Genomic DNA, 22,896 nt, shown 5'->3' with positions numbered 1-22,896 from the left:
TTTTTATGCTGCAGCATTCAATGATGGATAAGAAGCCAACACCTCTTTAATCTTCGCTGCTAAAGCTTCAAACCTAGCTCGTAATGGTGAGCCCGGACGGTATACGAGAACGATATTACGCGAGGGGGTTGGGTTAACAGCTGGTACGTAGCATACGCCATCTTTTTGCTTCTCATTAGGGATAGAAAGCTGAGGCAATAACGTAATCCCCGCACCGGCAGCAACCATATTGCGTAACGTCTCCAAGCTGGTGGCTTTAAAACGCTCATCGTCTTTTGCACCAGCGGCAAAACAAAAACCTAACGCTTGATCTCGCAGACAGTGGCCGTCTCCCAACGCTAAAACGGTTTTACCATTCAGCTCCAACATATCAACATGGTCGAGAGAGGCCCACTCGTGGTCACATGGCACTGCGACACTTAATGGCTCTTGATACACTTCGATCTCTTTAAATGGCGCAGTTTCATCAACCGAGGCTAAAACTAAGCAGTCTAGTTTGCCTTCTTCCAATTGACGCACTAATTGATGTGTTTGAGCTTCGTGCAGAAATAGTTCCAACTCAGGAAATGCTTCTTTTATCTGCGGCAGAATTTTGGGTAATAGATAAGGCCCAACCGTCGGGATGAAACCAATATGCATCGGTCCAGTCATGGCTCCGCTTTGACCGCTTGCCATATCTCTGAAGGTTTTCACTTCACTTAAGATGCGTTTAGCCTGCTCCACCAGCTGTAACCCTGAATCGGTAAACAAAACACGTCGGCTGCTTCGCTCTAAAAGCGTGGTCCCGAGTTCATCCTCTAGTTTACGAATTTGCCCACTCAATGTTGGCTGGCTAACAAAACATGCCTCTGCCGCTTTGCGAAAGTGCTTATGTTCCGCAAGTGCAACTAAGTACTCAAAATCTCGAATATTCATAATTCACGCTTCGCTTCTTTAACAATAGCTAATACCTATCAAAACCATAACACCAAACGATTAGAGCTATCAAAGGATTTTTACAATAATGGGCTCAACAAAACGAAACAGAGCGACGAAAAACGCTAAGCTCTATACGCATAATTTAAAATAGTTAAAGGAAATCATTATGTTTGTATCTAAAGAAGGTCAACAAGTCCCTCAAGTTACTTTTCCAGTTCGTCAAGGTGACTCTTGGGTGAATGTAACGACCGATGAGCTATTTAAAGGTAAGACCGTTATCGTATTTAGCTTACCGGGTGCATTTACTCCAACCTGTTCATCAAGCCATCTACCTCGTTACAACGAATTGTTCCCTGTATTTAAAGAGCACGGAGTAGATGAGATTATTTGTGTCTCGGTCAATGATACGTTCGTGATGAATGCATGGAAACAAGACCAAGAAGCAGAAAACATTACCTTCATCCCGGATGGTAATGGTGAATTCACCGATGGCATGGGTATGTTAGTGGATAAAAATGACATCGGCTTTGGCAAACGTTCATGGCGTTACAGCATGCTAGTAAAAGATGGCGTAGTGGAAAAAATGTTCATTGAGCCAAACGAACCAGGCGACCCATTCAAGGTGTCAGACGCAGATACGATGCTGAACTACATAGCGCCTGACTACAAAACGCAAGAATCCATCACGGTGTTCACTAAACCAGGCTGCCCTTTCTGTATGAAAGCGAAACAAAATCTAATTGACCACGGTCTTCAATATGAAGAAGTAATTCTGGGTAAAGACGCAACAACAGTTAGTCTACGAGCTATATCTGGTCGCACGACTGTTCCACAAGTCTTTATCGGTGGCAAGCACATCGGCGGTAGCGAAGAGCTAGAAGCGTATCTAGGCTAAGCTGTCCATAGCCTACACCCTCGGTCTCCGGTGCCTTTTGGCTCGGAGGCCAACCCTAAACCACTTCTTCTACTAGTCTAGATAAGTAGTTATCTGCCAATAAGGTGACTACTTATCCAGATTCAACTATCCAATTCACTCTCCAAGCTCAATGTAGCTAGCTTGGCTTAAAACAAAAGCGAGAGTTCACGATGAAACAAGTTAATGTCGACGTAGCGATTATTGGTGGCGGGACGGCTGGTCTTGGTGCTTATCGAGCAGCAAAAGCTCATACCAACAGCGTGGTAATGATTGAGGGCGGTCCCTACGGAACAACCTGTGCTCGTGTCGGATGCATGCCGTCTAAGCTGTTAATTGCGGCAGCAGAAAGTGTTCATCAAATCGAAAAAGCACCTGGATTTGGGATACACCCGCAAGGTCAAGTACGAATTAACGGACGAGAAGTTATGGATCGTGTAAAGCGCGAACGCGATCGTTTTGTTGGCTTTGTACTTGAAAGTGTCGATGATATTCCCGCTGAAGACAAACTATCGGGCTACGCGAAGTTTGCCGATGACCACACTCTCATCATAGATGATCATACTCAGGTCACCGCACAGCGCATTGTTATTGCGACAGGATCTCGTCCAGCATATCCGGCAGCTTGGAATGAACTAGGTGATCGCCTAGTGATTAACGATGATGTCTTTGACTGGGATGACTTACCAGAGTCCGTGGCAGTATTTGGCCCAGGAGTCATCGGCCTTGAATTGGGTCAGGCTTTACACCGCCTAGGAGTAAACGTGAAGCTCTTTGGCCTTGGAGGACAAGTGGGCCCACTGACAGACCCAGAGGTGATGGCGTATGCAGATAAAGCCTTTAAGGAAGAGTTCTACCTTGATGCAGATGTAAAAGTCGAAAGCATGAAACGCATTGCTTCGTCAGACAATGACGGCGAAGACAAGGTCGAAATCCAATTCATCAACCATGATGGTGAATTAGAAACTTTCGTTGTCGATTACGTATTGGCCGCAACGGGTCGTCGTCCAAACGTCGATAAGCTGGCGATCGAGAACACCAATGTGGCTCTCGATGAACGTGGCGTACCAACGGCGGATCACTACACATTGCAAACTTCGGTAGAGAGCATCTTCATCGCAGGTGATGCAAGTAACCAAATTCCACTGCTGCACGAAGCCGCTGACCAAGGCCGTATTGCTGGAGACAACGCAGGCCGTTTCCCAGATATTCGTGCGGGTCTGCGTCGCTCACCAATTTCAGCCGTGTTCTCCGACCCTCAAATTGCTATGGTTGGCGAAACATATAAACAACTAGAAACACGTCTAGGCACATGTGGATGTTTCGCAACCGGTGAAGTCTCGTTTGAAAATCAAGGACGTTCGCGCGTCATGCTTCGTAATAAAGGTATTCTGCATGTCTACGGAGAGCAAGGCACTGGACGTTTTTTAGGTGCAGAAATGATGGGCCCGAATGCAGAGCATCTTGCTCACCTTTTAGCATGGGCGCACCAAAATAGGATGACGATTTCTGAGATGTTAGATATGCCCTTCTATCACCCAGTGATTGAAGAAGGCGTCCGCACCGCTCTACGTGATTTGAATGCAAAACTACACTTAGGGCCAGAAATGGTGAAACATTGTCTTGACTGCGGCCCTGGCTGCTAACGCTTTCAGGCTTCTATCTAAATATAAAGCAAAGCCTCGTCATCAACGAGGCTTTGCTTTACTACTTCGGCGCAATGAAATCTCTCTTACGCTGCCATCATTGCATAGCGGCTGACCATACAAATCGCGACAACACCGATCATAAAGAACCCACCAGCGATACTCAGCGCAAGTTTCAACTCTGTCGACATCATTATATTTCCTGTTAAAGACTGACAGAGCACCATACATCAATTACGTGCCACAAAGCTTTTACAAAGCTAACTTTCCATTTTTGGTTGTGTCATAGCTCTCTAAGTCCGGTACAAGAAACGCTTTCCACCATATAGTTAGATATATAATCTGAAGCAACACTAATGGTTTGGAAAACACTATGACTTGTCGCCGCTGCGAAGAACATTGGTTTTGGAAAAAACTTGGACGTTGCCAACGATGCTTGGATCAATTGACGGTACTTTCTGTACTGTGTTGGATTGTATGGTGGTTTACGCTCAAAGATGATCCACAAAGCATCGAGTCGATCGCTTTGATCTTTGCCGGCTTCGCTTTCAACGTTTTGTTGTTTTTACACTTATGGATGCGTTTTGTCATCTTGCCTTGGCAGCGTCGACGGGGACAAAAAAAGGCGAATAAAAAAGAGAAAAGTGACAGATAGAAAAAAGCCCCAAAACCAATGTCAGTTCTGGGGCTCTCTTAGATTCTTCTAAGAAAAAGCAGTGGTACTTTAATAGACCGGGCTTCCTCTCAAAGGTTCCAAATTTTTTCGATTTTTTTAGCGAATACTGATGTAAGTAAGCAGGAAAATGACTATGTCATTGAATGCTAATAAAATCACTCCACAACTTCAGTTCATGCCACATGCGTTTTTTGGATCACTTGCTCCATTAAATTGATCTCAAGCGCTACCTCATCACATGCATGTTGACGTGGGCACTGATCGCAATCTTTCAGAACTTTCTCCGGCAGTAATGACTTCGATGTCGGTAAAAAGCTTTGCTTCATAAAGAACTCAGGCGTTCGCGTTAGAACAAAGACTTTCTTGATCGCCATCTGGCGCGCTTTCTCAACCAAATAGTTCACAATCGCACTGCCCTGCCCTTGGCCTTGCCAGCCCGCTTCGATACCAAGAGAGCGTATTTCAGCCAACCCTGAGTCATACACATATAGAGAAGCGCAACCCGTCACTTCACCATGATGCTCAGCCACCGCGAAAGAGCCAATATCTCTCACGAGCTCATTACGAGAGCGCGGAAGATTCTCACCAAGGTTCGCCCAGTAAGCAACCATACCTTCCAACGTTTCAATGTCCGTCAAACGTGCAGGACGCACTTTCACCGCCGAGCTGTCACGCTGGCTCAGGCGCTTATCCGCTTGTTCTACCGCGTAAGCGACCTGGTGAGGCGAAACACCACCCAAAGCACAACGCTTTTCCAAACACGAATCGATAGTCAGGATGTCATACACATCCGCTTCAATGACCTCTGAGAAGGCTTTTAACTCTTCGATAGACAGTTCTTCTAACGCACAACCTTTAGCAATAGCACCAACGACCGCAACACCGACGATGTGGTGAGCTTCACGGAATGGGATGCCTTTCGCCACTAAGTAATCAGCTAACTCCGTCGAGTTTGCGTAACCTTGTTTCGCCGCTTCTAGTGTGCGCTCGCCATTCACTTTAATACCGTCAAAACACAGAGCTGCCATTTCCATGCAGTCGTTCCATGTATCTAAAGCGTCAAACAACCCTTCTTTATCTTCCTGCATGTCTTTGTTGTACGCCAATGGCAAGGCTTTAACTGTCATCATCATGCTCGATAATGCGCCATAGACACGCCCTGTCTTACCACGGATCAACTCAAGTGCATCTGGATTTTTCTTCTGTGGCATTAATGACGAACCAGATGTCACCGTATCCGCTAACTCAATGAAGTTTGACTCGCCTGAATTGTAGAAGATCATATCTTCTGCAAGACGAGAAAGGTGAAGCATAGAAATCGACGCCACCGACATCAGTTCCATCACATGATCACGATCTGAAACCGAATCGAGTGAATTACGCGTAGCACGTTGGAAACCGAGATTATGTGCTAATTGTTCGCGGTCAATCGGATAAGCCGTTCCCGCTAACGCACCCGAGCCAAGTGGACAAGTGTCGAGACGCTGTAAGGCATCATTCAGACGAGAGTAGTCACGCTCGAACATTTCAACATAAGCCAAGCACCAGTGAGCAAAGGTTACAGGTTGAGCACGCTGAAGATGAGTATAGCCTGGCAATACGGTGCCTTGGTGCTGTTTAGCAACATGGACCATTTGTGCTTGTAGGCGATCTAAAGCAATCAACAATTGCTGACCTTGCTGACGACACCAAAGTTTCAAGTCTGTGGCGACTTGGTCATTACGAGAACGCCCAGTGTGGAGTTTTTTACCTAAATCTCCCACTTTACTGATTAGCTGCTGTTCAACCCAAGAGTGGATATCTTCTGCATCAGAGCGAAGAATTTGGTGAGGGTCTTCCATCACTTCTAACTTCAGCTCATTTAAAGCAAGTTCCAGTTTTTGCTGTTCTTCTGCCGATAGCACATCAACAGAAAGCAGAGCTTTAGACCATGCGATTGAACCTACGATGTCTTGCTCAGCCAATCGGTAGTCAAAACGCAACGAATCATTGAACTCTTTAAATCTGGTGTCTGCCGCTTGGGTAAATCTTCCGCCCCATAATGCCATTGCGTCTCTCCTGATGACTATTGCTTACTCTAACGTTCTCGAATGAGTAGTAACCAATTTGATGGTCATTTGCTCACTTTTTCTTATGGGTCAACGTTACGGCAATTTCGATAAAAAATAAAGTATAAATTCAATATTTTTACATATATATTCAAGCCAAATTTAGGTACCCGCTTTTAGAAACCAAAAGACCCGCCTATAAATGGCGGGTCTTTATTCAATCCAAGATGGATGTTAAGGGATTATTTCTTCTGGCTGTTCAATGCACGAATACGGCTTGATAGCGAGTAAAGACGGATGAACCCACCTGCATGGCTTTGGTCGTAAACTTCATCTTCACCAAAAGTCGCGAACTCTTCTGAATACAAGCTGTTGTCAGAACGTTTTTGCGTCACTGTCGCTTGACCTTTGTAAAGCTTAACAACCACTTCACCGTTAACGTCTTGCGCTAGCTCTTCTGAAGCAGCAAGGATCGATTTACATAGTGGCGTAAACCAACGGCCATCGTATACAAGGTGAGACGCTTTTAGACCTAGCTCCTCACGGAATTCGAATGATGATTTGTCTAGCACAAGCTGCTCTACAGCGCGCAGCGCTTCCATCATGATGGTGCCTCCCGGTGTTTCATAGCAACCACGAGACTTCATTCCAACAAGACGGTTTTCCACGATATCGATACGGCCAACACCGTGCTTAGCGCCCTTCTCGTTTAGGTAAACCAGTGCGTTGTATGGTGTCATCGCTTCACCATCAACTTCGACCACTTCACCTTTTTCTACTTTCAGCGTGACGTATTCCGCTTCATTTGGCGCTTGCTCTGGGTCGACAGTCCACACCCAGCAGTCTTCGTTTGGTGCGTTCCAAGTATCTTCTAAAACGCCGCCTTCCGTCGAAATGTGCCATGCATTTGCATCACGTGAATAGATCTTAGTAAGAGACGCAGAACAAGGAATATTACGCTCAGCGAGGTAATCCAAACACTCTTCACGGCTCACTAGGTCCCACTCACGCCAAGGTGCAATCACTTGTAAGTCCGGTGCTAGTGCTGCGAATGCACCTTCGAAACGCACTTGGTCGTTACCTTTACCTGTACAGCCATGACACAGTGCGTCCGCGCCCACTTTACGTGCCACTTCAACCTGCGCTTTAGCAATGATTGGACGCGCCATTGATGTACCTAGCAGGTACTTACCTTCGTAGTACGCGCCGGTTTTTAGCGTTGGGTAAATGTAGTCTGCGACCATTTCTTCTTTCAGGTCAGCGATGTAGCATTCAGAAGCACCGGAGGCTTTTGCTTTCGCTTCAATGCCTTCTAGCTCTTCGGCACCTTGACCAACATCGGCAACGAAAGCCACTACTTCACAGTCGTAGTTCTCTTTTAGCCACGGGATAATTACTGAAGTATCTAGACCGCCTGAGTATGCGACTACCACTTTATTTACGTTCACTTTGCTCATGTTTTTTCTCCAAACTTAACTGGCGCTGCGCTCGGCGGTCAGTGCCAACTACGACTTCCTAATATTGAATTCTTTTGCTGATGCTTATTGAGGCAAGAATTGAGTACCAATACTTTCACCAGCGAATAACTGTGCTAATTTTTCTGGGTAACGCCAGGTCGCGACTTCAATTGGACGGCCAAGATCATTGGCGGCCTCCAAAGCGGCTTTAACTTTGACGATCATGCCATCGGTGATCACATGTCCATCGATCAACGAGTTAGCTTGCTGCTCTGACAGGGTTTTGATCAAATGGCCTTTTCCATCTAATACACCACTCACGTCTGATAACAGGACTAACTCCGCATCTAATGCGCCCGCAACCGCGACTGCTGCTTGATCAGCATTCACATTCATCATCTGGCCATCTTTGGTTAAACCAATTGAACTGATGATCGGCAGTGCACCTGTGTTTAGCACCGCTTGTAATAGTGCTGAGTCACCCGGTGATGCTTTGCCTACCGCGCCGAGTTCTGGGTCAAGTTCTTCAACAAGACACAAACCACCATCCGCAAGGCTAAGGCCCACAGCGTTAAGACCGTCCGCAATCGCTTGACCTTGAAGTAACTTATTCGCAGTGCCTGCAAGCGCGCCTGCAATCACAGGAATTTGATCGTAAGGCGTTACGCGTAAACCGTTTTTCTTAACGGTTTCAAGCTGAAGCTTTGCCATCAACTCATCAACTAGGTAGCCACCGCCATGAACGATGGCGATTTGTCGCTGTGCCGATTTTTGGTAAGCCGCAATGGCACCAAAAAGTTGGCTTAAGGTTTGAGTGCATGATAGAGCTGCACCACCTAGCTTAATGACTAAAGGAGCTTGATTGGTTTGCGTCATCGCATTTCCCTCTTTCAACGACTACAGCAACGCTGTCAGTTCTGGGTAACCGTAATGAATATTGAGACATTGCATCGCTTGACTCGATGCACCTTTAAGTAGGTTGTCGATAGCTGAAATCACAATGATGTGTTCGCCTTGTACCTTCCAGCCGATATCGCAGAAAGGGGTATTTTCGACATCCTGAATACGTGGAATACCGTCGCCTTTAAGACGCACCGCAGGCTTGCCTTGATAAGCTTGTTCAAACGCCTGTGCCACTTGTGATTCTGTCACTCCTTGCGAAAGCTTCATGGTGATAGTGGCAAGAATGCCGCGTTTAAAGTTGCCGAGGTGCGGAGTAAAAATCACATCGCAACCCAAGTGCTGAGCAATCTCTGGCTGGTGACGATGGTTAAATACACCATAGGGTTGCAAGCTGACTTCACAGAAGCTGTTAACCATGGAGGCTTTACGCCCTGCACCTGATACACCACTGGTTGCGTTGATCACTGGCCATTGGTTGGTATCAAGCAACGCATGTTCTAATAAAGGTTTGATTGCAAGCTGTGAAGCGGTTGGGTAGCAACCTGCTACTGCAATCAAAGGAGTGGTTTTTATTGATTCTTGGTTCCACTCTGCTAAGCCATATGCTGCTTTATCTAGCCAGTTGTTATGTTGATGTGCGAAGCCATAAAAAGTGTCGTAAAAGCCTTCACTTTTCACACGGAATGCACCCGATAAATCGAATACCTGACAGCCTGCCTCCAAGAAAGTCGGGGCTAAATCATGGCTGACTTCGTGAGCCGTTGCCAAAAACACCACGTCCGATTCTTGAGCGATTTGCAGTGGATCCTTTAGTGGTAAAACTGGCATATCAATGATGCCCGCTAGCTTACCGTGCAGCTGCGCGATGCTCTTTCCCGCATCAACACTGTTGGCGGAAACGTATAAACCTGATAGCGTGAGTTGTGGGTGTTTATTAACCATTAACGCTAACTCTGCGCCTGTGTAACCGCTGGCTCCAATAATCGTGGTTTTTAGCATTGTGTAACATCCATATACTTAAAGGCTCAAATGACTATTCATATTTAATTTTTGCTTTATTTTGATTTTTTATTCATTAAATATGATTTAATATGTGTTTTACATTTTTGTGGTCTGTCTGTCAACAGGAGATTTGAAGAATCCATGCAATTACCAACTTTTCTAGAGGTCTATGAAGGACTCATCAGCACCTCTTCTATCAGTTCCACGGATCCGAGCTGGGATCAGGGCAATACAAAAGTCATCGAAAAACTCGCATCTTGGTTTAAAGATCTGGGTTTTAGCGTTGAAGTGATCGAAGTCGAGCCAGGCAAGCACAATATGATCGCACGTATGGGAGAGGGAGAAGGTGGCCTTTTACTTGCTGGCCATAGTGATACCGTGCCATTCGATCAAGGGCGATGGAATTTTGATCCGCATAAACTGACGGAAAAAGACAACCGCTTCTACGGTTTAGGCACAGCAGACATGAAAGGCTTTTTCGCCTTTATTTATGAAGCAGTGAAGAAAGTCGATTGGAGCAAGCAGAGCAAACCACTTTACGTATTAGCCACTTGTGACGAAGAGACCACCATGTTGGGCGCGCGACATTTCACAGCAAACGCCCCATTTAAGCCGGATTACTGCATCATTGGTGAACCCACCAGCCTTGTACCAATTCGAGGTCATAAAGGGCATGTGGCAAATGCCATTCGCGTAACAGGCAAGTCCGGTCACTCATCGGACCCAGCGCTTGGCGTTAACGCTATTGAGATCATGCATGAAGTCATGTTCGCCATGATGCAACTGCGTGACAAATTGATTAAAGAATATCACCATCCGGGTTTTGCCATTCCAAGCCCAACCCTAAATCTTGGACACATTCACGGTGGTGACAGCGCTAACCGTATTTGTGGTTGCTGCGAACTGCATTACGACGTGCGTCCTCTTCCCGGCATTAGCCTTGATGGTTTAGAGAACATGTTGCGCGGAGCATTAAAAGAAGTCGAAGCGAAATGGCCTGGGAGACTGGAGATTATTCCATTGCATGAGCCTATTCCGGGTTACGAATGCCAACATGACCACCCATTTATTGGTGGTGTTGAAGAGATCTGCCAAACCAGTTCAGAAACCGTGAACTACTGTACTGAAGCACCATTTCTACAACAGTTGTGTCCAACCTTGGTGCTCGGCCCTGGGTCAATCGACCAAGCCCATCAACCGGATGAGTTTCTATCCTTCGACTTTATCGACCCCACAATTGATGTGCTTTCAAAGGCAATGGTCAAGTACTGCTGTTAATACGCGTTTAAGCTCGAAAGTCTGTGCAGCTCGATTGAGCTGCATCTTTTTATCTTCACAATTCAGCGCTAGTCTTAACACTTATTTAACTTGTTATTTTGTAATTAATTTTCACTTCTTACTCTATGGCTGCCGTAAATTTGCTCTAAATCAGGAGACAGCGGAATAATTGCAAACTTAGTCTGCTTTATTTGACTATAACTGGTGCTTTTCGCTAGATTGGAGTCTTAACAAGGACAATGGATGTAGTTTTTTTACGAGGCAGGACGACAATGAACGAGAAATACGCCGCACTCAAAAGTAATGTGCGCATGTTAGGCCACTTATTGGGTAACACCATTCGCGATGCCCATGGCGAAGAAATCTTCGAGAAAGTGGAAACCATTCGTAAATTATCCAAATCAGCTCAAGCAGGGAATCAAGCAGACAGGGACAGCTTGATCGAAGAAATCAAACATCTACCTGATGAGCAGCTAACGCCCGTTACTCGCGCGTTTAACCAATTTCTAAACCTCACCAATATCGCTGAGCAATACCACACGATTTCACGCCATTGTGAAGAGCACATTTGCGAACCAGACGCGATTAACTCGCTGTTTTCTAAACTGGTACAAAACGATGTGAGCAAACTGGACACTGCCCAAGCGGTTCGTGATCTGAATATTGAATTGGTATTGACGGCTCACCCAACAGAAATTACGCGCCGCACGATGATCAACAAACTGGTCAAGATAAACGAGTGCTTATCAAAGTTGGAGCTAAGCGATCTTTCTTCTAAAGAGCGCAGAAAAACCGAACGCCGCCTAGAGCAACTGATTGCCCAAGGCTGGCATTCAGACGTGATTCGACAACAACGCCCTACTCCGTTGGATGAAGCAAAGTGGGGCTTTGCGGTCGTTGAAAACTCTCTATGGGAAGCAGTACCGGACTTCCTACGTGAGATGAATGACCGTCTAAAATCTTACCTTGGAGAAGGTTTACCCATTGATGCTCGCCCAGTGCACTTCTCCTCTTGGATGGGCGGTGACCGTGACGGTAACCCGTTTGTTACTCACAACGTTACGCGTGAAGTCTTACTATTGTCTCGTTGGAAAGCCGCCGATCTTTATCTCAATGACATCAACGAGTTGATCAGCGAGCTGTCTATGACAGTTTCAAACGATCAAGTCCGTGAACTTGCTGGCGAAGATCAGCACGAACCATACCGTGCGATCCTGAAGCAATTACGCACTCTGCTCAATGAAACCAAAGATATTCTCGATGCTAAGATCCACGGTCAAAAGCTGGCTGTTAAAGCACCACTGCAAAAAGTCGAGCAACTTTGGGAACCGCTGTATGCCTGCTACCAGTCACTAAACGAATGTGGCATGGGTGTAATAGCCAACGGCTCACTACTGGATACACTACGCCGCGTAAAAGCATTTGGTATCCATCTTGTACGTCTTGATATCCGCCAAGAGAGCACGCGTCACTCAGACGTCTTGTCTGAACTAACTCGCTACTTAGGTATTGGTGATTACGAACAATGGAGTGAGCAAGATAAGATTGCTTTTCTAACTAACGAGCTTGCATCTAAACGTCCGCTTCTCCCTCGTGATTGGGAACCGTCTGAACCCGTCAAAGAGGTTTTGGATACCTGCAAGATTGTTGCAGCACAACCGCGTGAAGCGTTTGGCGCTTACGTTATTTCAATGGCACGTACCGCCTCTGACGTACTAGCCGTTCATCTACTGCTACAAGAAGCGGGTTGCCCTTACCGCATGGATGTGTGTCCTCTGTTCGAAACGCTAGACGATTTGAACAACGCAGAATCGGTCATCAAGCAGCTTATGGGGATTGACCTTTACCGTGGTTTTATCCAAAACCACCAGATGGTCATGATTGGTTACTCTGACTCAGCGAAAGATGCAGGTGTTATGTCTGCTGGCTGGGCTCAGTATCATGCGATGGAATCGTTAGTTAAAGTGGCTGAGGAAGAAGGCGTTGAGCTAACTCTATTCCATGGTCGTGGGGGCACAGTCGGTCGCGGTGGTGCACCTGCGCATGCTGCGCTTTTGTCGCAACCACCAAAAAGCTTGAAAGGCGGTTTACGTGTAACAGAACAAGGCGAGATGATCCGCTTTAAACTGGGGCTCCCAGATGTCGCAGTAAACAGCTTTAACCTATACGCAAGTGCGATTCTGGAGGCCAACTTGTTACCGCCACCAGAGCCAAAACAAGAATGGCGCGACTTGATGGAAGTGCTATCAGAAGTAAGCTGTGAGTCTTACCGAAATGTGGTTCGTGGCGAGCCAGATTTCGTGCCTTACTTCCGCCAAGCAACACCAGAACTCGAACTCGGCAAGTTGCCACTTGGTTCTCGTCCTGCAAAACGCAACCCTAAGGGCGGAGTAGAAAGCTTACGTGCAATCCCGTGGATCTTCTCATGGAGTCAAAACCGTTTGGTACTTCCTGCATGGCTAGGCGCAGGTGAAGCGATTCAATACTCGATCGATAAAGGCCACCAAGCATTGCTCGAAGAGATGTGCCGCGAATGGCCATTTTTCTCAACTCGTCTCGGCATGCTGGAAATGGTGTACTCGAAGTGTAATATTGATATCTCTCGCTACTACGATGAGCGATTGGTGGATGAGTCGCTCCGTCCACTCGGTGAAAAACTTCGTGCTCAGCTTCAAGAAGACATCAAAGCGGTACTGAATGTAGAGAACAATGAAAACTTGATGCAGCATGACCCTTGGGGACTCGAGTCGATTCGCTTACGCAATATCTACGTTGAGCCATTGAATATGCTACAAGCAGAGCTGCTATACCGCACGCGTCAAACCGAAGAAGCCTCTGCAAACTTGGAAGAAGCGTTGATGGTGACGATTGCTGGTATTGCTGCTGGTATGCGCAACACAGGCTAATCGTTTCATTTTTAATAAAAAGCTGGGCATATGCTCAGCTTTTTATTATCACAGGATAATCGCACCAAAACAAAAGCAGTCAAATAAACCATAATAGACCCAAAAAATACCAAAACAAAAGAATAAAAAACCACAAGTTAACACTATTGATTATTATGTTAGTTTTTTAGGGTAATTTTGTCCTACTATTCCACTTCATGCTTATTATTTATATACTACTTGCCTGCTGAGAGCTCATAAATCCAATCATACCTGCTCCAGCCTTGATGGGACTCCCCATCTCTCTAGGTGATAAACGGCTTTAAGGTGACAGGACCAACATTGTTGGTGCTACTTATACATTAAAAAACTCAAGTGCCAGTAAGAGCGCAGCTGAAAGTATAAGTAGCTTGTTTACAAGTTTATTGACCATTTGGATTGAAGACATGTCATTACCACACGTAATCTTAACTGTTCTTAGCACTCGCGACGCAACCGGTTACGATATCACTAAAGAATTCTCTGCTAGCATCGGTTACTTCTGGAAAGCAAGCCACCAACAGGTGTACCGTGAACTCAACAAAATGGCTGAGAAAGAACTGGTTACTTGCGTATTAGAACCCCAAGAAGGCAAACCAGACCGCAAGGTTTACTCCATTACAGACGCTGGTCGCAGCGCTTTAGGAGAGTGGTTTGATCAACCAACTGCACACCCAACAGTTCGTGATGAGTTTTCAGCGAAATTGATGGCATGTGCCGTTCAACCTGCAGCTCCATTCCGTGACCAACTCGCCGAGCTAGTTGAAGAGTCTCGCAAACTGGTTTCTCACTACAAAGAAATTGAAGCGGCTTACTACGCAACGCCGTCAACTTTAGATAAACAAGCTCGCCTAGAACGTCTAACGCTTCGCCGTAACCTTCTGTTACGTGAAACTTGGATCACTTGGGCAGAAGAAGTTCTAACTGAACTTGAAGTGATTGGTTAAACTCCTTTTGCTTTGATAAAACGAAAAAGGCTTGCCACTTGGCAAGCCTTTTATCTTTTTGAAACCAGATTTACGCACCGACTACTGCGCGAGGACGAACACCCAACGTATGGCATAACGCGTAAGTCATCTCTGCACGGTTTAGTGTGTAGAAGTGAAAGTCCTTAACCCCTTCACGACTCAGTACACGCACCATATCAATAGCTTGGCTAGCTCCTACAAGCTGGCGAGTCACCGGATCATCATCCAAGCCATCGAATTGTTTACTCATCCATCCTGGTACTTTCACATTGTTCTGTGCCGCAAAGCGAGACGCTTGCTTAAAGTTCGATACAGGCAAAATTCCTGGCACAATTTCTACGTCAATTCCTGCTGCGACACAACGGTCACGGAATCGCAGGTAAGACTCAACGTCAAAAAAGAACTGAGTAATAGCACGGTTTGCACCTGCATCTACCTTACGTTTTAGGTTCAATAAGTCAGACTGAGCGCTTTTAGCTTCAGGGTGAACCTCAGGGAATGCAGCAACGGAGATATCGAAATCGTGGCGTGATTTCAGCAGCTCAACCAAATCCGAGGCATACATATCAGGCGCACCGCCACCAGGAGGAATATCACCACGCAGAGCGACGATATTTTCAATACCATTGTTCCAATAATCATCGGCAATATTAATCAACTCTTCACGAGTCGCATCAATACAAGTGAGATGGGGAGCGGCAACCAATCCGGTTGTTGCTTTAATTTCTTTAATGATGGAGTGTGTTCTGTCACGCTCGCCGGAGTTCGCACCGTAAGTCACAGAAACAAATTTAGGTTGAAGCGTTTTAAGACGGTGCACTGAATTCCAAAGTGTTTCTTCCATCTTAGCGCTGCTTGGCGGAAAAAACTCAAACGATACATTGATGTTATCTGATAACTCAGCAATATTCTGGTTCAAGGCGTCGATATGGCCTGCGTGCGTATATCCCATCTTACTCTCCCTGCGGCACTCCGCCACGAAAACAAATCCTTAAAATCGACGTTTAGACGTCTATATGTCTACAGAATGTATTGAATACGATTTAATGTCAACCTTGTAATTATGAATTTTTCTCAAGTTAATAATGAAGATAGTTCAAGTTTCTACTTGAGCATCATCTCACCATTTTGCACGGGTTATGACTTCAGTATGGCACTGATAGGGGAATAAAAAACCCTGGATTAATTCCAGGGTTTTTAGGTCAATCGCAACTTTAAAATAAACCAGCCAATCGGTTGAGGTCGGATTGAATAGCGCCGGCTGTCACTTCTCTGCCTGCGCCTGGTCCTCGAATGACCAGAGGGTTATCTTTGTACCACTTGCTCTCTATGGCAAAAATGTTATCGCATGGCAATAAGTTGGCGAGCGCGTGCTCACGAGATAACGCTTCGACTCCCACCGTTGCTTTACCATTTTTTTCTAAACGCGCCACATAGCGAAGCACTTGATCGTTTCTCTGTGCTTTTGTCAGACGCTCTTGAAGTATTTCACTCAACAACGCTCCATTATCGAAGAAATCATCTAAGCTCAGTTCTCTTAATTCTTCTGGCACCAAAGACTCAACTTTAACGCTGTCTGGTTCTATATCTAGGCCCGACTCTCGAGCCAAGATGACTAACTTGCGCATTACATCGGAGCCATCTAAATCAGAACGAGGATCAGGTTCGGTTAAACCTTGCTGCCAAGCAAGATCGACTAAATCATTAAATGGCACAGAACCATCAAACTGTTGGAACAGCCATGATAGCGTCCCCGAGAAAATACCCGATAGAGCGACGATTTCATCCCCACTTTCACGAAGATCTCGCACGGTATGGTTTATCGGTAACCCAGCACCAACCGTTGCGTTGTATAGCCAATGACGACCAATTTTAGCGAATGCATCTTGAACCTGATGGTAGTACTGGCTATCTGCGGAACCGGCAACTTTGTTAGCGGAAATCAAATGAATGCCTTGCTGTGCGATTTCTACGTAGCGCTGAGCCAACTCTTTACTCGCGGTAACATCAAGCACGACGGCTTCATCGTAGCTTTTAAGCGCTCCCAAACGTGCCAGCCAATCCCCATTGTTTGCTATGCTTTCATCATCAAATCGTTCAGCAACACTCGCCGCCTCAATACCTTGCTCATCGAACCAATAGGTTTGGCTATCCACAACCGCGACAAGATCAAAGCTCATACCATGACGTTTTTCGAGCTCACTTTTTTGCGTCGCAAATAAATTTAACCAACTAGAACCAATATTACCCTTGCCACATAAAGCCACTGCCACGCGTTTTTGCGCTTGGAACAACTGGCTATGAATCGTTTGAACCAACGCCTCAGTATCAGTACGGCGCAAAACAGCGACTAGGCTCAGCCCTGAGTCTGTTTCAGAGATAAATTCTACCGGAGAGTGCTTTAGCTTCTGATAAAAGCCAAAGCAATGATTGGCGTTTTTCGTAACGCCTGCACCTACCGCAGCTAAGAGCGAGTAACCTTCTTTTAGCTTAATTTCAGCCTCTACCGCAAGCTCTTGCAAGTGTTTCAATGCACCACCGGCGATTTCTGCGGTGTAAGCCAAGCGTAGCGTGTGCTGATCGGATTGAGCTTCAAATGCCAGTGGCTCTAATTGCGCGCGCTGCAACGCTTGTAATACATCACTCTGTGTTTTTTCGAAGTCGTGCCCATGCATGAAAGACAACTGCACCAATAAAACATCATCCAGTGAAGTAATAATTTTAGCGCCACGACCAGATGCCAATACACGCTCAATACGAGTAGAACCCGACTCTGGCAGATAGCTACACTTGAGATTAAGGTCCATGGTACTTTGCGCCACAGGCTGAAGCGTACGACTGTGTAGCACTGGGGCAGCTAAGCGAGCAAGTTCACTGGCTTCATCCAATCGAAGTAACGGTAATAAACAAGCGTCAGACACCAAACGTGGATCGGCACTATAAACACCAGCAACATCACTCCAAATCGTGACAGTATTGACTTCAGCAAGCGCGCCTATGACCGTTGCAGAATAGTCAGAGCCGTTACGACCAAGTAGAATGGTTTCTCCTGCCTCGTTCTGAGCCATAAAGCCAGTAATTACCACACGTTTATGGTTATGCTGCGCGAGGATCTCTTTAATTAAAGGGTATGAACGAGCGCGATCAACCTCTGGTTGAGTTCCCGCTTCTGCACGTAAAAACGCTCGTGCATCTTGTGCAACCGCAGGGATAGAACGTTGAGATAATAACGCGGCCAATAGGCGAGCAGACCATACTTCTCCGTGTCCCAGTACCGCAGCTTTTTGCGCATTAGTGAGTGGTGCAGTCAGCTCCGAGAGAGTACTGAACTCATCATGTAATAAAGCTAACAGCTCTTCTTTTGCTTCACTCTCCAACAAGCTTTCTATTAGCTCAGTTTGGAACTGTCTCAAGCTTTGAAGCGCTTCATGCGCAATTCGGCCATCTTTATTTAACCCTTCCAAAAACTCAATCAAGCGATTAGTGGTTTTTCCTGCAGCAGAGACGACCACAAGATCATTTTCTGTCGAATACTCCTTGAGAATACCCACAACGCGTAAGTAGCATTCTGGGTTTGCTAAGCTACTGCCACCAAACTTATGCAGCTGACGTTGTACAGTCATTGTTATCGTCTCCTATTACTGGGTAGCTTTAGCGAACGCTTGTTCTAAATCTGTGATGAGGTCTTGTGCATCTTCCAAACCGACAGACAAACGCAATAGTTGATGAGAGACCCCAGCCTCCGCCAGCGCCTCCTCACCCATTGCACGGTGCGTCATGGATGCTGGGTGGCAAATCAAACTTTCTACACCACCTAATGACTCTGCTAATGAAAACAGTTGGAGCTCTTTCACAAACACCTTTAACTGTTCAAACGAACCAGAAAACTCAAAACTCAACATAGAGCCAAAGCCCGTTTGCTGCTTTTTAGCGATGTCATGACCTGGATGTTCCGGCAGGCTTGGATGATAGATAGTTTTAACTAACGCTTGTTTCTGTAGGTAAGCCAGTACCTGCTGTGAGCTCTCTTCATGTACTCTCATACGAGCACCAAGCGTACGAATACCTCGCAGTGTCATGTAACTATCGAATGGTGTGCCCGTTGCACCAATACAATTGCCCCACCATGCAAGCTCTTCTGCATGCGCTTCTGTGTTGGTGATGATTACCCCACCAATTACGTCCGAATGACCGTTGATGTATTTTGTTGTGGAGTGGATAACAAAATCCGCACCTAGCTCTAAAGGTTTTTGGTACACGGGTGTCAAAAAGGTATTGTCCACCGCAACTAACGCGCCGACTTGTTTCGCTTTTTCACAAGTAGCTGCAATATCCACTACGCGAACCAGAGGATTTGACGGAGTTTCTAGCAAAATGAGTTTTGGTTTTTGTGCCAATGCAGCATCTAAAGCCTGTTCGTCTGATTGATCGACAAACTGAACCTTAAAATCGCCTTTGTTAGCTCGGGTATTAAAAAGACGATAGGTACCACCATAACAATCGTGAGGAGCAATAATGAGATCATCTGGGCCGAGAAAAGCGGAAACCCATAAATTTAATGCCGACGTACCGCAGTTAGTAACAACCGCTCCTTTTCCAGACTCGAGTTCAGATAGCGCACTTTCCAACAGTCCGCGATTTGGATTACCAGATCGTGTGTAATCATACTTGGGCACTTCACCAAAAGCAGGAAAACCATAGTTAGTGGAAAGATAAATAGGTGGAACGACAGCATGATATTGGCTGTCTGATTCAATACCAGTGCGTACTGCAATGGTCGCAGGTTTGCGAGTGCTCATGGGTGTATCCTTTCACGGGTAATGACTTCTAAATAGGAATGCGCTATATCTAATGAGTAACATAAAGTGATCAACACGCTTCCTTTGCTGTTATGTTCACTTTACTCGTCAAAAAATGAGACGTCAACACTTCTAGACGTCTATATGTCTTTGCTTATGGCGGTAAATGCAGCTAAAATCAGCACCTAAATTATTTTTAACCGATTACATAAATGAAGGTGTGCAATGGCTGACTGGAATGGCGAATACATTAGCCCATATGCAGAGCACGGCAAAAAAAGCGAACAAGTAAAAAAAATTACCGTCTCTATCCCGCTAAAAGTTTTAAAGGTGCTAACTGATGAGCGTACTCGCCGTCAGATCAATAACTTACGCCATGCAACCAATAGCGAATTGCTATGCGAGGCATTTTTGCACGCGTACACAGGTCAGCCACTTCCGACAGATGAAGACCTTCGTAAAGACCGTCCTGATGATATTCCAACAGAAGTAAAAGCGCTGATGACGGAAATGGGCATCGAATTTGAGTCATTCGACGAAGAATAAAAAAGCCTGATAAGAGGTTTCAGGTAATAACTCTTGCCTCGAGCCAAATGAATGACATAAAAAATGGGACGCAATAGCGTCCCATTTTTGTGTATCACATCTGAAAGATATATTACTCTGCCATGTAGTTTTCAGGCATCTCGATACGAGCTACACCTGAATTAACCGCCGCCTGAGCAACCGCTTTTGCAACACGTGGTAGCAAACGTGAATCCATTGGTTTTGGAATAATATAGTCCGCACCAAACTCTAGCTTATCAACACCTGCAGCCTTCAATACGGCTTCAGGTACAGGCTCTTTTGCTAGCTCACGAATCGCCTCAACGGCTGCAAGTTTCATTTCATCATTGATTTCACTTGCACGCACATCAAGAGCACCGCGGAAAATGAATGGGAAACACAATACGTTGTTAACTTGGTTAGGATAATCACTACGGCCAGTACCCATGATCAAGTCATCACGAACTGCGTGAGCAAGTTCCGGCTTGATTTCAGGATCCGGGTTAGAACATGCGAATACGATTGGCTTATCTGCCATCAACTTCAACGCTTCCGCTGGCAATAGGTTTGGACCAGATACACCTAGGAACAGATCTGCACCTTCAATCACGTCTTCTAGTGTGCGCTTATCTGTATTGTTCGCAAATAGCTGCTTATATTCATTAAGATCATCACGACGAGTGTGAATCACACCTTTGCGATCTAGCATGTAGATTTTTTCGCGCATTGCGCCGCATTTGATCAGAAGCTCCATACACGCTACAGCGGCAGCGCCAGCGCCAAGACAAACAATTGTTGAATCTTCAAGTTTCTTACCTTGAAGTTCGATTGCATTCAGCATACCCGCTGCCGTTACAATAGCAGTACCATGTTGATCATCGTGGAATACTGGTACATCACAACGCTCAATCAAACGTTTTTCAATCTCAAAACAGTCTGGTGCTTTAATATCTTCAAGGTTAATACCGCCAAAAGTGTCTGCAATGCTCGCAACAGTATCAACAAATTCATCGATCGTGCGGTGCTTAACTTCAATATCAATAGAGTCAAGACCTGCAAAACGCTTAAACAGTAACGCTTTACCTTCCATCACTGGCTTAGATGCAAGTGGACCTAGGTTACCTAGACCTAGAATAGCGGTACCGTTAGAAATAACAGCAACCATGTTCCCTTTTGCAGTGTACTTGTACACGTTATCCGGGTTTTGTGCGATTTCACGCACTGGCTCTGCAACACCAGGGCTATATGCAAGGGCAAGATCACCTGCCGTTTCCGCAGGCTTTGTCAGTTCGACAGCAATCTTTCCTGGAGTTGGATAAGCATGGTAATCCAATGCTTTTTGGCGATGTTCTTCTTCTGGAGTGGCTGCTTGGTGGTTGTCTTCAGACATGGACGTTTCTCTTTTTTATTTTTAGGTAAGGGGGCATAAATTCTATCGGATAGAAATCAAACTTCATAGGCAAGATTGCGAGCAATATCCTTAAAAAGCCGATAATAAAAGAGATTAGACCAGATAACGGGGTTAAGCACCTGATTTTCGAGTCAGGTGCTCTTTCTTATTACTATTATTGGAGTATGCAAACTCAGAAAGTATCGTTACTCTTCGTCCACGTATTGCGCTTGGAGATAATTCTCAATACCAGACATTTCAATCAAGCCAAGTTGCGTCTCTAGCCAATCAACATGTTCTTCTTCATCTTCAAGAATATCTTGGAAGAGATCTCGAGACACATAATCTCGAATGTCTTCAGCGTAGGCAATCGCATCTTTTAAATCTGGAATAGCCGCCATTTCAAGCTTTAAGTCACACTCGAGCATTTCCTTGGTATCTTCACCAATCATCAACTTACCTAAATCTTGTAGGTTCGGTAAGCCTTCAAGGAACAAAATACGCTCAATTAGATGATCGGCATGTTTCATCTCATCGATAGATTCGTGATATTCCTTGTCTGCTAGGTGCTTTAAGCCCCAGTCTTTATACATTCGGGCATGAAGAAAATACTGATTAATAGCGACGAGCTCGTTACCGAGCACTTTATTGAGATGTTGAATGATGATTGGATCGCCTTTCATGACAAAACCCTCCTCTTTGGCTTCATTTAAATGTAGAAGCAAATGAGAAGGTGTCAAAATGTAAGGCAAATAATTACTGCATACTTACAGCAATTAGCTGGCTTGTTTAAATTCCGTGTAACTAGTTTCCGCTAAAATTTCCTTGGCCTGTCTGATGCACTTACCACATTGGCTGCCCAATGCCGTGCACTTTTTGATTCCTTTAATATCTGTTACGCCTTCATCTATCGCCAACTTCCTGATTTTTTTGTCGGAGACACCATGGCAAAGACAAACGTACATACTCAAAAAACCTATAAAACTAATCTGTGACAAACAATATAAACAAGAATAGTTCTTGTTACCAGTCGCATTATGGTGTCCGCTCAGAATATTTGGTTATAACGATTTTACCGCAGCAGGAAAAGATCAAAGGGTTAAGAGGGGTGAGTAAAAGCGTTAAGAAATAAATTCGGTAAAACTCTGTTTTTAAATCGAAAAAGTGACGTCTTTTATTTCAACACTTATAACTAAATGTAATCTAGAAATGAAAAAGGGAAGCCTAAGCTTCCCTTTTCGATGCGCTTTCTTCAAAAAGAAGAACAGTGCAAGATTTCGTTTAATTCGTTATGAATTAGTCGAAGATCTTAGCTACAACACCAGCACCTACTGTACGGCCACCTTCACGGATCGCGAAACGTAGACCTTCGTCCATTGCGATTGGTGCGATTAGCTCTACAGTCATCTGTACGTTGTCGCCTGGCAT

General features: G+C 45.4%; 18 protein-coding genes and 1 pseudogene. 7 read left to right on the top strand and 12 right to left on the bottom strand.

The features are described from left to right. Nucleotides 1-3 precede the first annotated feature (3 nt). On the bottom strand, nucleotides 4-915 hold the full coding sequence (gene oxyR / locus R7P74_RS21505; RefSeq protein ID WP_005381326.1) for a DNA-binding transcriptional regulator OxyR: 912 nt from the start codon (nucleotides 913-915) through the stop codon (nucleotides 4-6). A 169-nt stretch (nucleotides 916-1,084) separates the two neighbouring features. On the opposite strand from oxyR, the gene R7P74_RS21500 reads away from it, so the two are divergent. The 3 genes from R7P74_RS21500 to R7P74_RS21490 all read left to right on the top strand — a co-directional run bounded on the left by R7P74_RS21500 (nucleotide 1,085) and on the right by R7P74_RS21490 (nucleotide 4,132). Continuing rightward, on the top strand, nucleotides 1,085-1,813 hold the full coding sequence (locus R7P74_RS21500; protein WP_005382781.1) for a redoxin family protein: 729 nt from the start codon (nucleotides 1,085-1,087) through the stop codon (nucleotides 1,811-1,813). 191 nt (nucleotides 1,814-2,004) lie between these two features. Next, nucleotides 2,005-3,477 (top strand): dihydrolipoyl dehydrogenase, encoded by a 1,473-nt coding sequence (locus tag R7P74_RS21495; RefSeq protein ID WP_318123179.1) that lies wholly within the window; start codon nucleotides 2,005-2,007, stop codon nucleotides 3,475-3,477. A gap of 373 nt (nucleotides 3,478-3,850) precedes the next feature. Continuing rightward, nucleotides 3,851-4,132 (top strand): DUF3624 domain-containing protein, encoded by a 282-nt coding sequence (locus R7P74_RS21490; RefSeq protein ID WP_017633527.1) that lies wholly within the window; start codon nucleotides 3,851-3,853, stop codon nucleotides 4,130-4,132. 194 nt (nucleotides 4,133-4,326) lie between these two features. On the opposite strand, the gene argH is transcribed toward R7P74_RS21490, so the two are convergent. The 4 genes from argH to argC all read right to left on the bottom strand — a co-directional run bounded on the left by argH (nucleotide 4,327) and on the right by argC (nucleotide 9,560). Beyond that, nucleotides 4,327-6,201: an argininosuccinate lyase gene (gene argH / locus R7P74_RS21485; RefSeq protein WP_167415490.1), complete on the bottom strand. Its 1,875-nt coding sequence runs from the start codon at nucleotides 6,199-6,201 to the stop codon at nucleotides 4,327-4,329. 242 nt (nucleotides 6,202-6,443) lie between these two features. Then, entirely contained in the window at nucleotides 6,444-7,658 is a 1,215-nt protein-coding gene (locus R7P74_RS21480) for an argininosuccinate synthase (protein ID WP_017821738.1), read from the bottom strand. Nucleotides 7,659-7,742: 84 nt separating this feature from the next. Then, a complete protein-coding gene (argB, locus tag R7P74_RS21475; RefSeq protein ID WP_005381333.1) occupies nucleotides 7,743-8,534 on the bottom strand; it encodes an acetylglutamate kinase in 792 nt (263 codons plus the stop codon). 21 nt (nucleotides 8,535-8,555) lie between these two features. Then, nucleotides 8,556-9,560, bottom strand: coding sequence for an N-acetyl-gamma-glutamyl-phosphate reductase (argC, locus tag R7P74_RS21470; RefSeq protein WP_225474184.1), 1,005 nt, complete (start codon nucleotides 9,558-9,560; stop codon nucleotides 8,556-8,558). Nucleotides 9,561-9,704: 144 nt separating this feature from the next. On the opposite strand from argC, the gene argE reads away from it, so the two are divergent. From argE to R7P74_RS21455, 3 genes are all read left to right on the top strand, one after another. After that, nucleotides 9,705-10,841, top strand: coding sequence for an acetylornithine deacetylase (argE, locus tag R7P74_RS21465; protein WP_086047070.1), 1,137 nt, complete (start codon nucleotides 9,705-9,707; stop codon nucleotides 10,839-10,841). A gap of 272 nt (nucleotides 10,842-11,113) precedes the next feature. After that, complete coding sequence (gene ppc / locus R7P74_RS21460) at nucleotides 11,114-13,747, top strand: phosphoenolpyruvate carboxylase (RefSeq protein WP_005381336.1); 2,634 nt, start codon at nucleotides 11,114-11,116, stop codon at nucleotides 13,745-13,747. 425 nt (nucleotides 13,748-14,172) lie between these two features. Beyond that, on the top strand, nucleotides 14,173-14,712 hold the full coding sequence (locus tag R7P74_RS21455) for a PadR family transcriptional regulator (protein ID WP_005382791.1): 540 nt from the start codon (nucleotides 14,173-14,175) through the stop codon (nucleotides 14,710-14,712). Nucleotides 14,713-14,782: 70 nt separating this feature from the next. On the opposite strand, the gene metF is transcribed toward R7P74_RS21455, so the two are convergent. The 3 genes from metF to R7P74_RS21440 all read right to left on the bottom strand — a co-directional run bounded on the left by metF (nucleotide 14,783) and on the right by R7P74_RS21440 (nucleotide 19,532). Further along, a complete protein-coding gene (metF, locus tag R7P74_RS21450; RefSeq protein ID WP_005381345.1) occupies nucleotides 14,783-15,685 on the bottom strand; it encodes a methylenetetrahydrofolate reductase in 903 nt (300 codons plus the stop codon). 262 nt (nucleotides 15,686-15,947) lie between these two features. Beyond that, nucleotides 15,948-18,356, bottom strand: a complete 2,409-nt coding sequence (locus tag R7P74_RS21445; protein ID WP_238966803.1) for a bifunctional aspartate kinase/homoserine dehydrogenase II — start codon at nucleotides 18,354-18,356, stop codon at nucleotides 15,948-15,950. 15 nt (nucleotides 18,357-18,371) lie between these two features. Continuing rightward, on the bottom strand, nucleotides 18,372-19,532 hold the full coding sequence (locus tag R7P74_RS21440; RefSeq protein WP_158174194.1) for an O-succinylhomoserine (thiol)-lyase: 1,161 nt from the start codon (nucleotides 19,530-19,532) through the stop codon (nucleotides 18,372-18,374). A gap of 225 nt (nucleotides 19,533-19,757) precedes the next feature. On the opposite strand from R7P74_RS21440, the gene metJ reads away from it, so the two are divergent. Continuing rightward, nucleotides 19,758-20,078, top strand: coding sequence for a met regulon transcriptional regulator MetJ (gene metJ, locus R7P74_RS21435; protein ID WP_005381353.1), 321 nt, complete (start codon nucleotides 19,758-19,760; stop codon nucleotides 20,076-20,078). A gap of 112 nt (nucleotides 20,079-20,190) precedes the next feature. Here the strand turns inward: metJ and R7P74_RS21430 are convergent, their stop codons facing one another. From R7P74_RS21430 to tuf, 4 genes and pseudogenes are all read right to left on the bottom strand, one after another. Then, nucleotides 20,191-21,468 carry a malic enzyme-like NAD(P)-binding protein gene (locus R7P74_RS21430; RefSeq protein ID WP_005381358.1) on the bottom strand — a complete coding sequence of 426 codons (1,278 nt, stop codon included), beginning with the start codon at nucleotides 21,466-21,468 and terminating at the stop codon, nucleotides 20,191-20,193. Nucleotides 21,469-21,674: 206 nt separating this feature from the next. Further along, the gene (bfr, locus tag R7P74_RS21425) at nucleotides 21,675-22,151 is read right to left on the bottom strand and encodes a bacterioferritin (protein WP_005381359.1); all 477 of its coding nucleotides are present in this window, start codon (nucleotides 22,149-22,151) and stop codon (nucleotides 21,675-21,677) included. A gap of 93 nt (nucleotides 22,152-22,244) precedes the next feature. Beyond that, nucleotides 22,245-22,433, bottom strand: a complete 189-nt coding sequence (locus tag R7P74_RS21420; RefSeq protein WP_005381360.1) for a (2Fe-2S)-binding protein — start codon at nucleotides 22,431-22,433, stop codon at nucleotides 22,245-22,247. Between the two features lie 331 nt (nucleotides 22,434-22,764). Next, a pseudogene (tuf, locus tag R7P74_RS21415) lies at nucleotides 22,765-22,896 on the bottom strand (elongation factor Tu); the annotation flags it as partial.

The sequence above is a fragment of the Vibrio sp. 2033 genome (assembly GCF_033339735.1).
The sequence above is the reverse complement of the archived record's forward strand: the minus strand, read 5'-3'. Positions and strand labels throughout refer to the sequence as shown.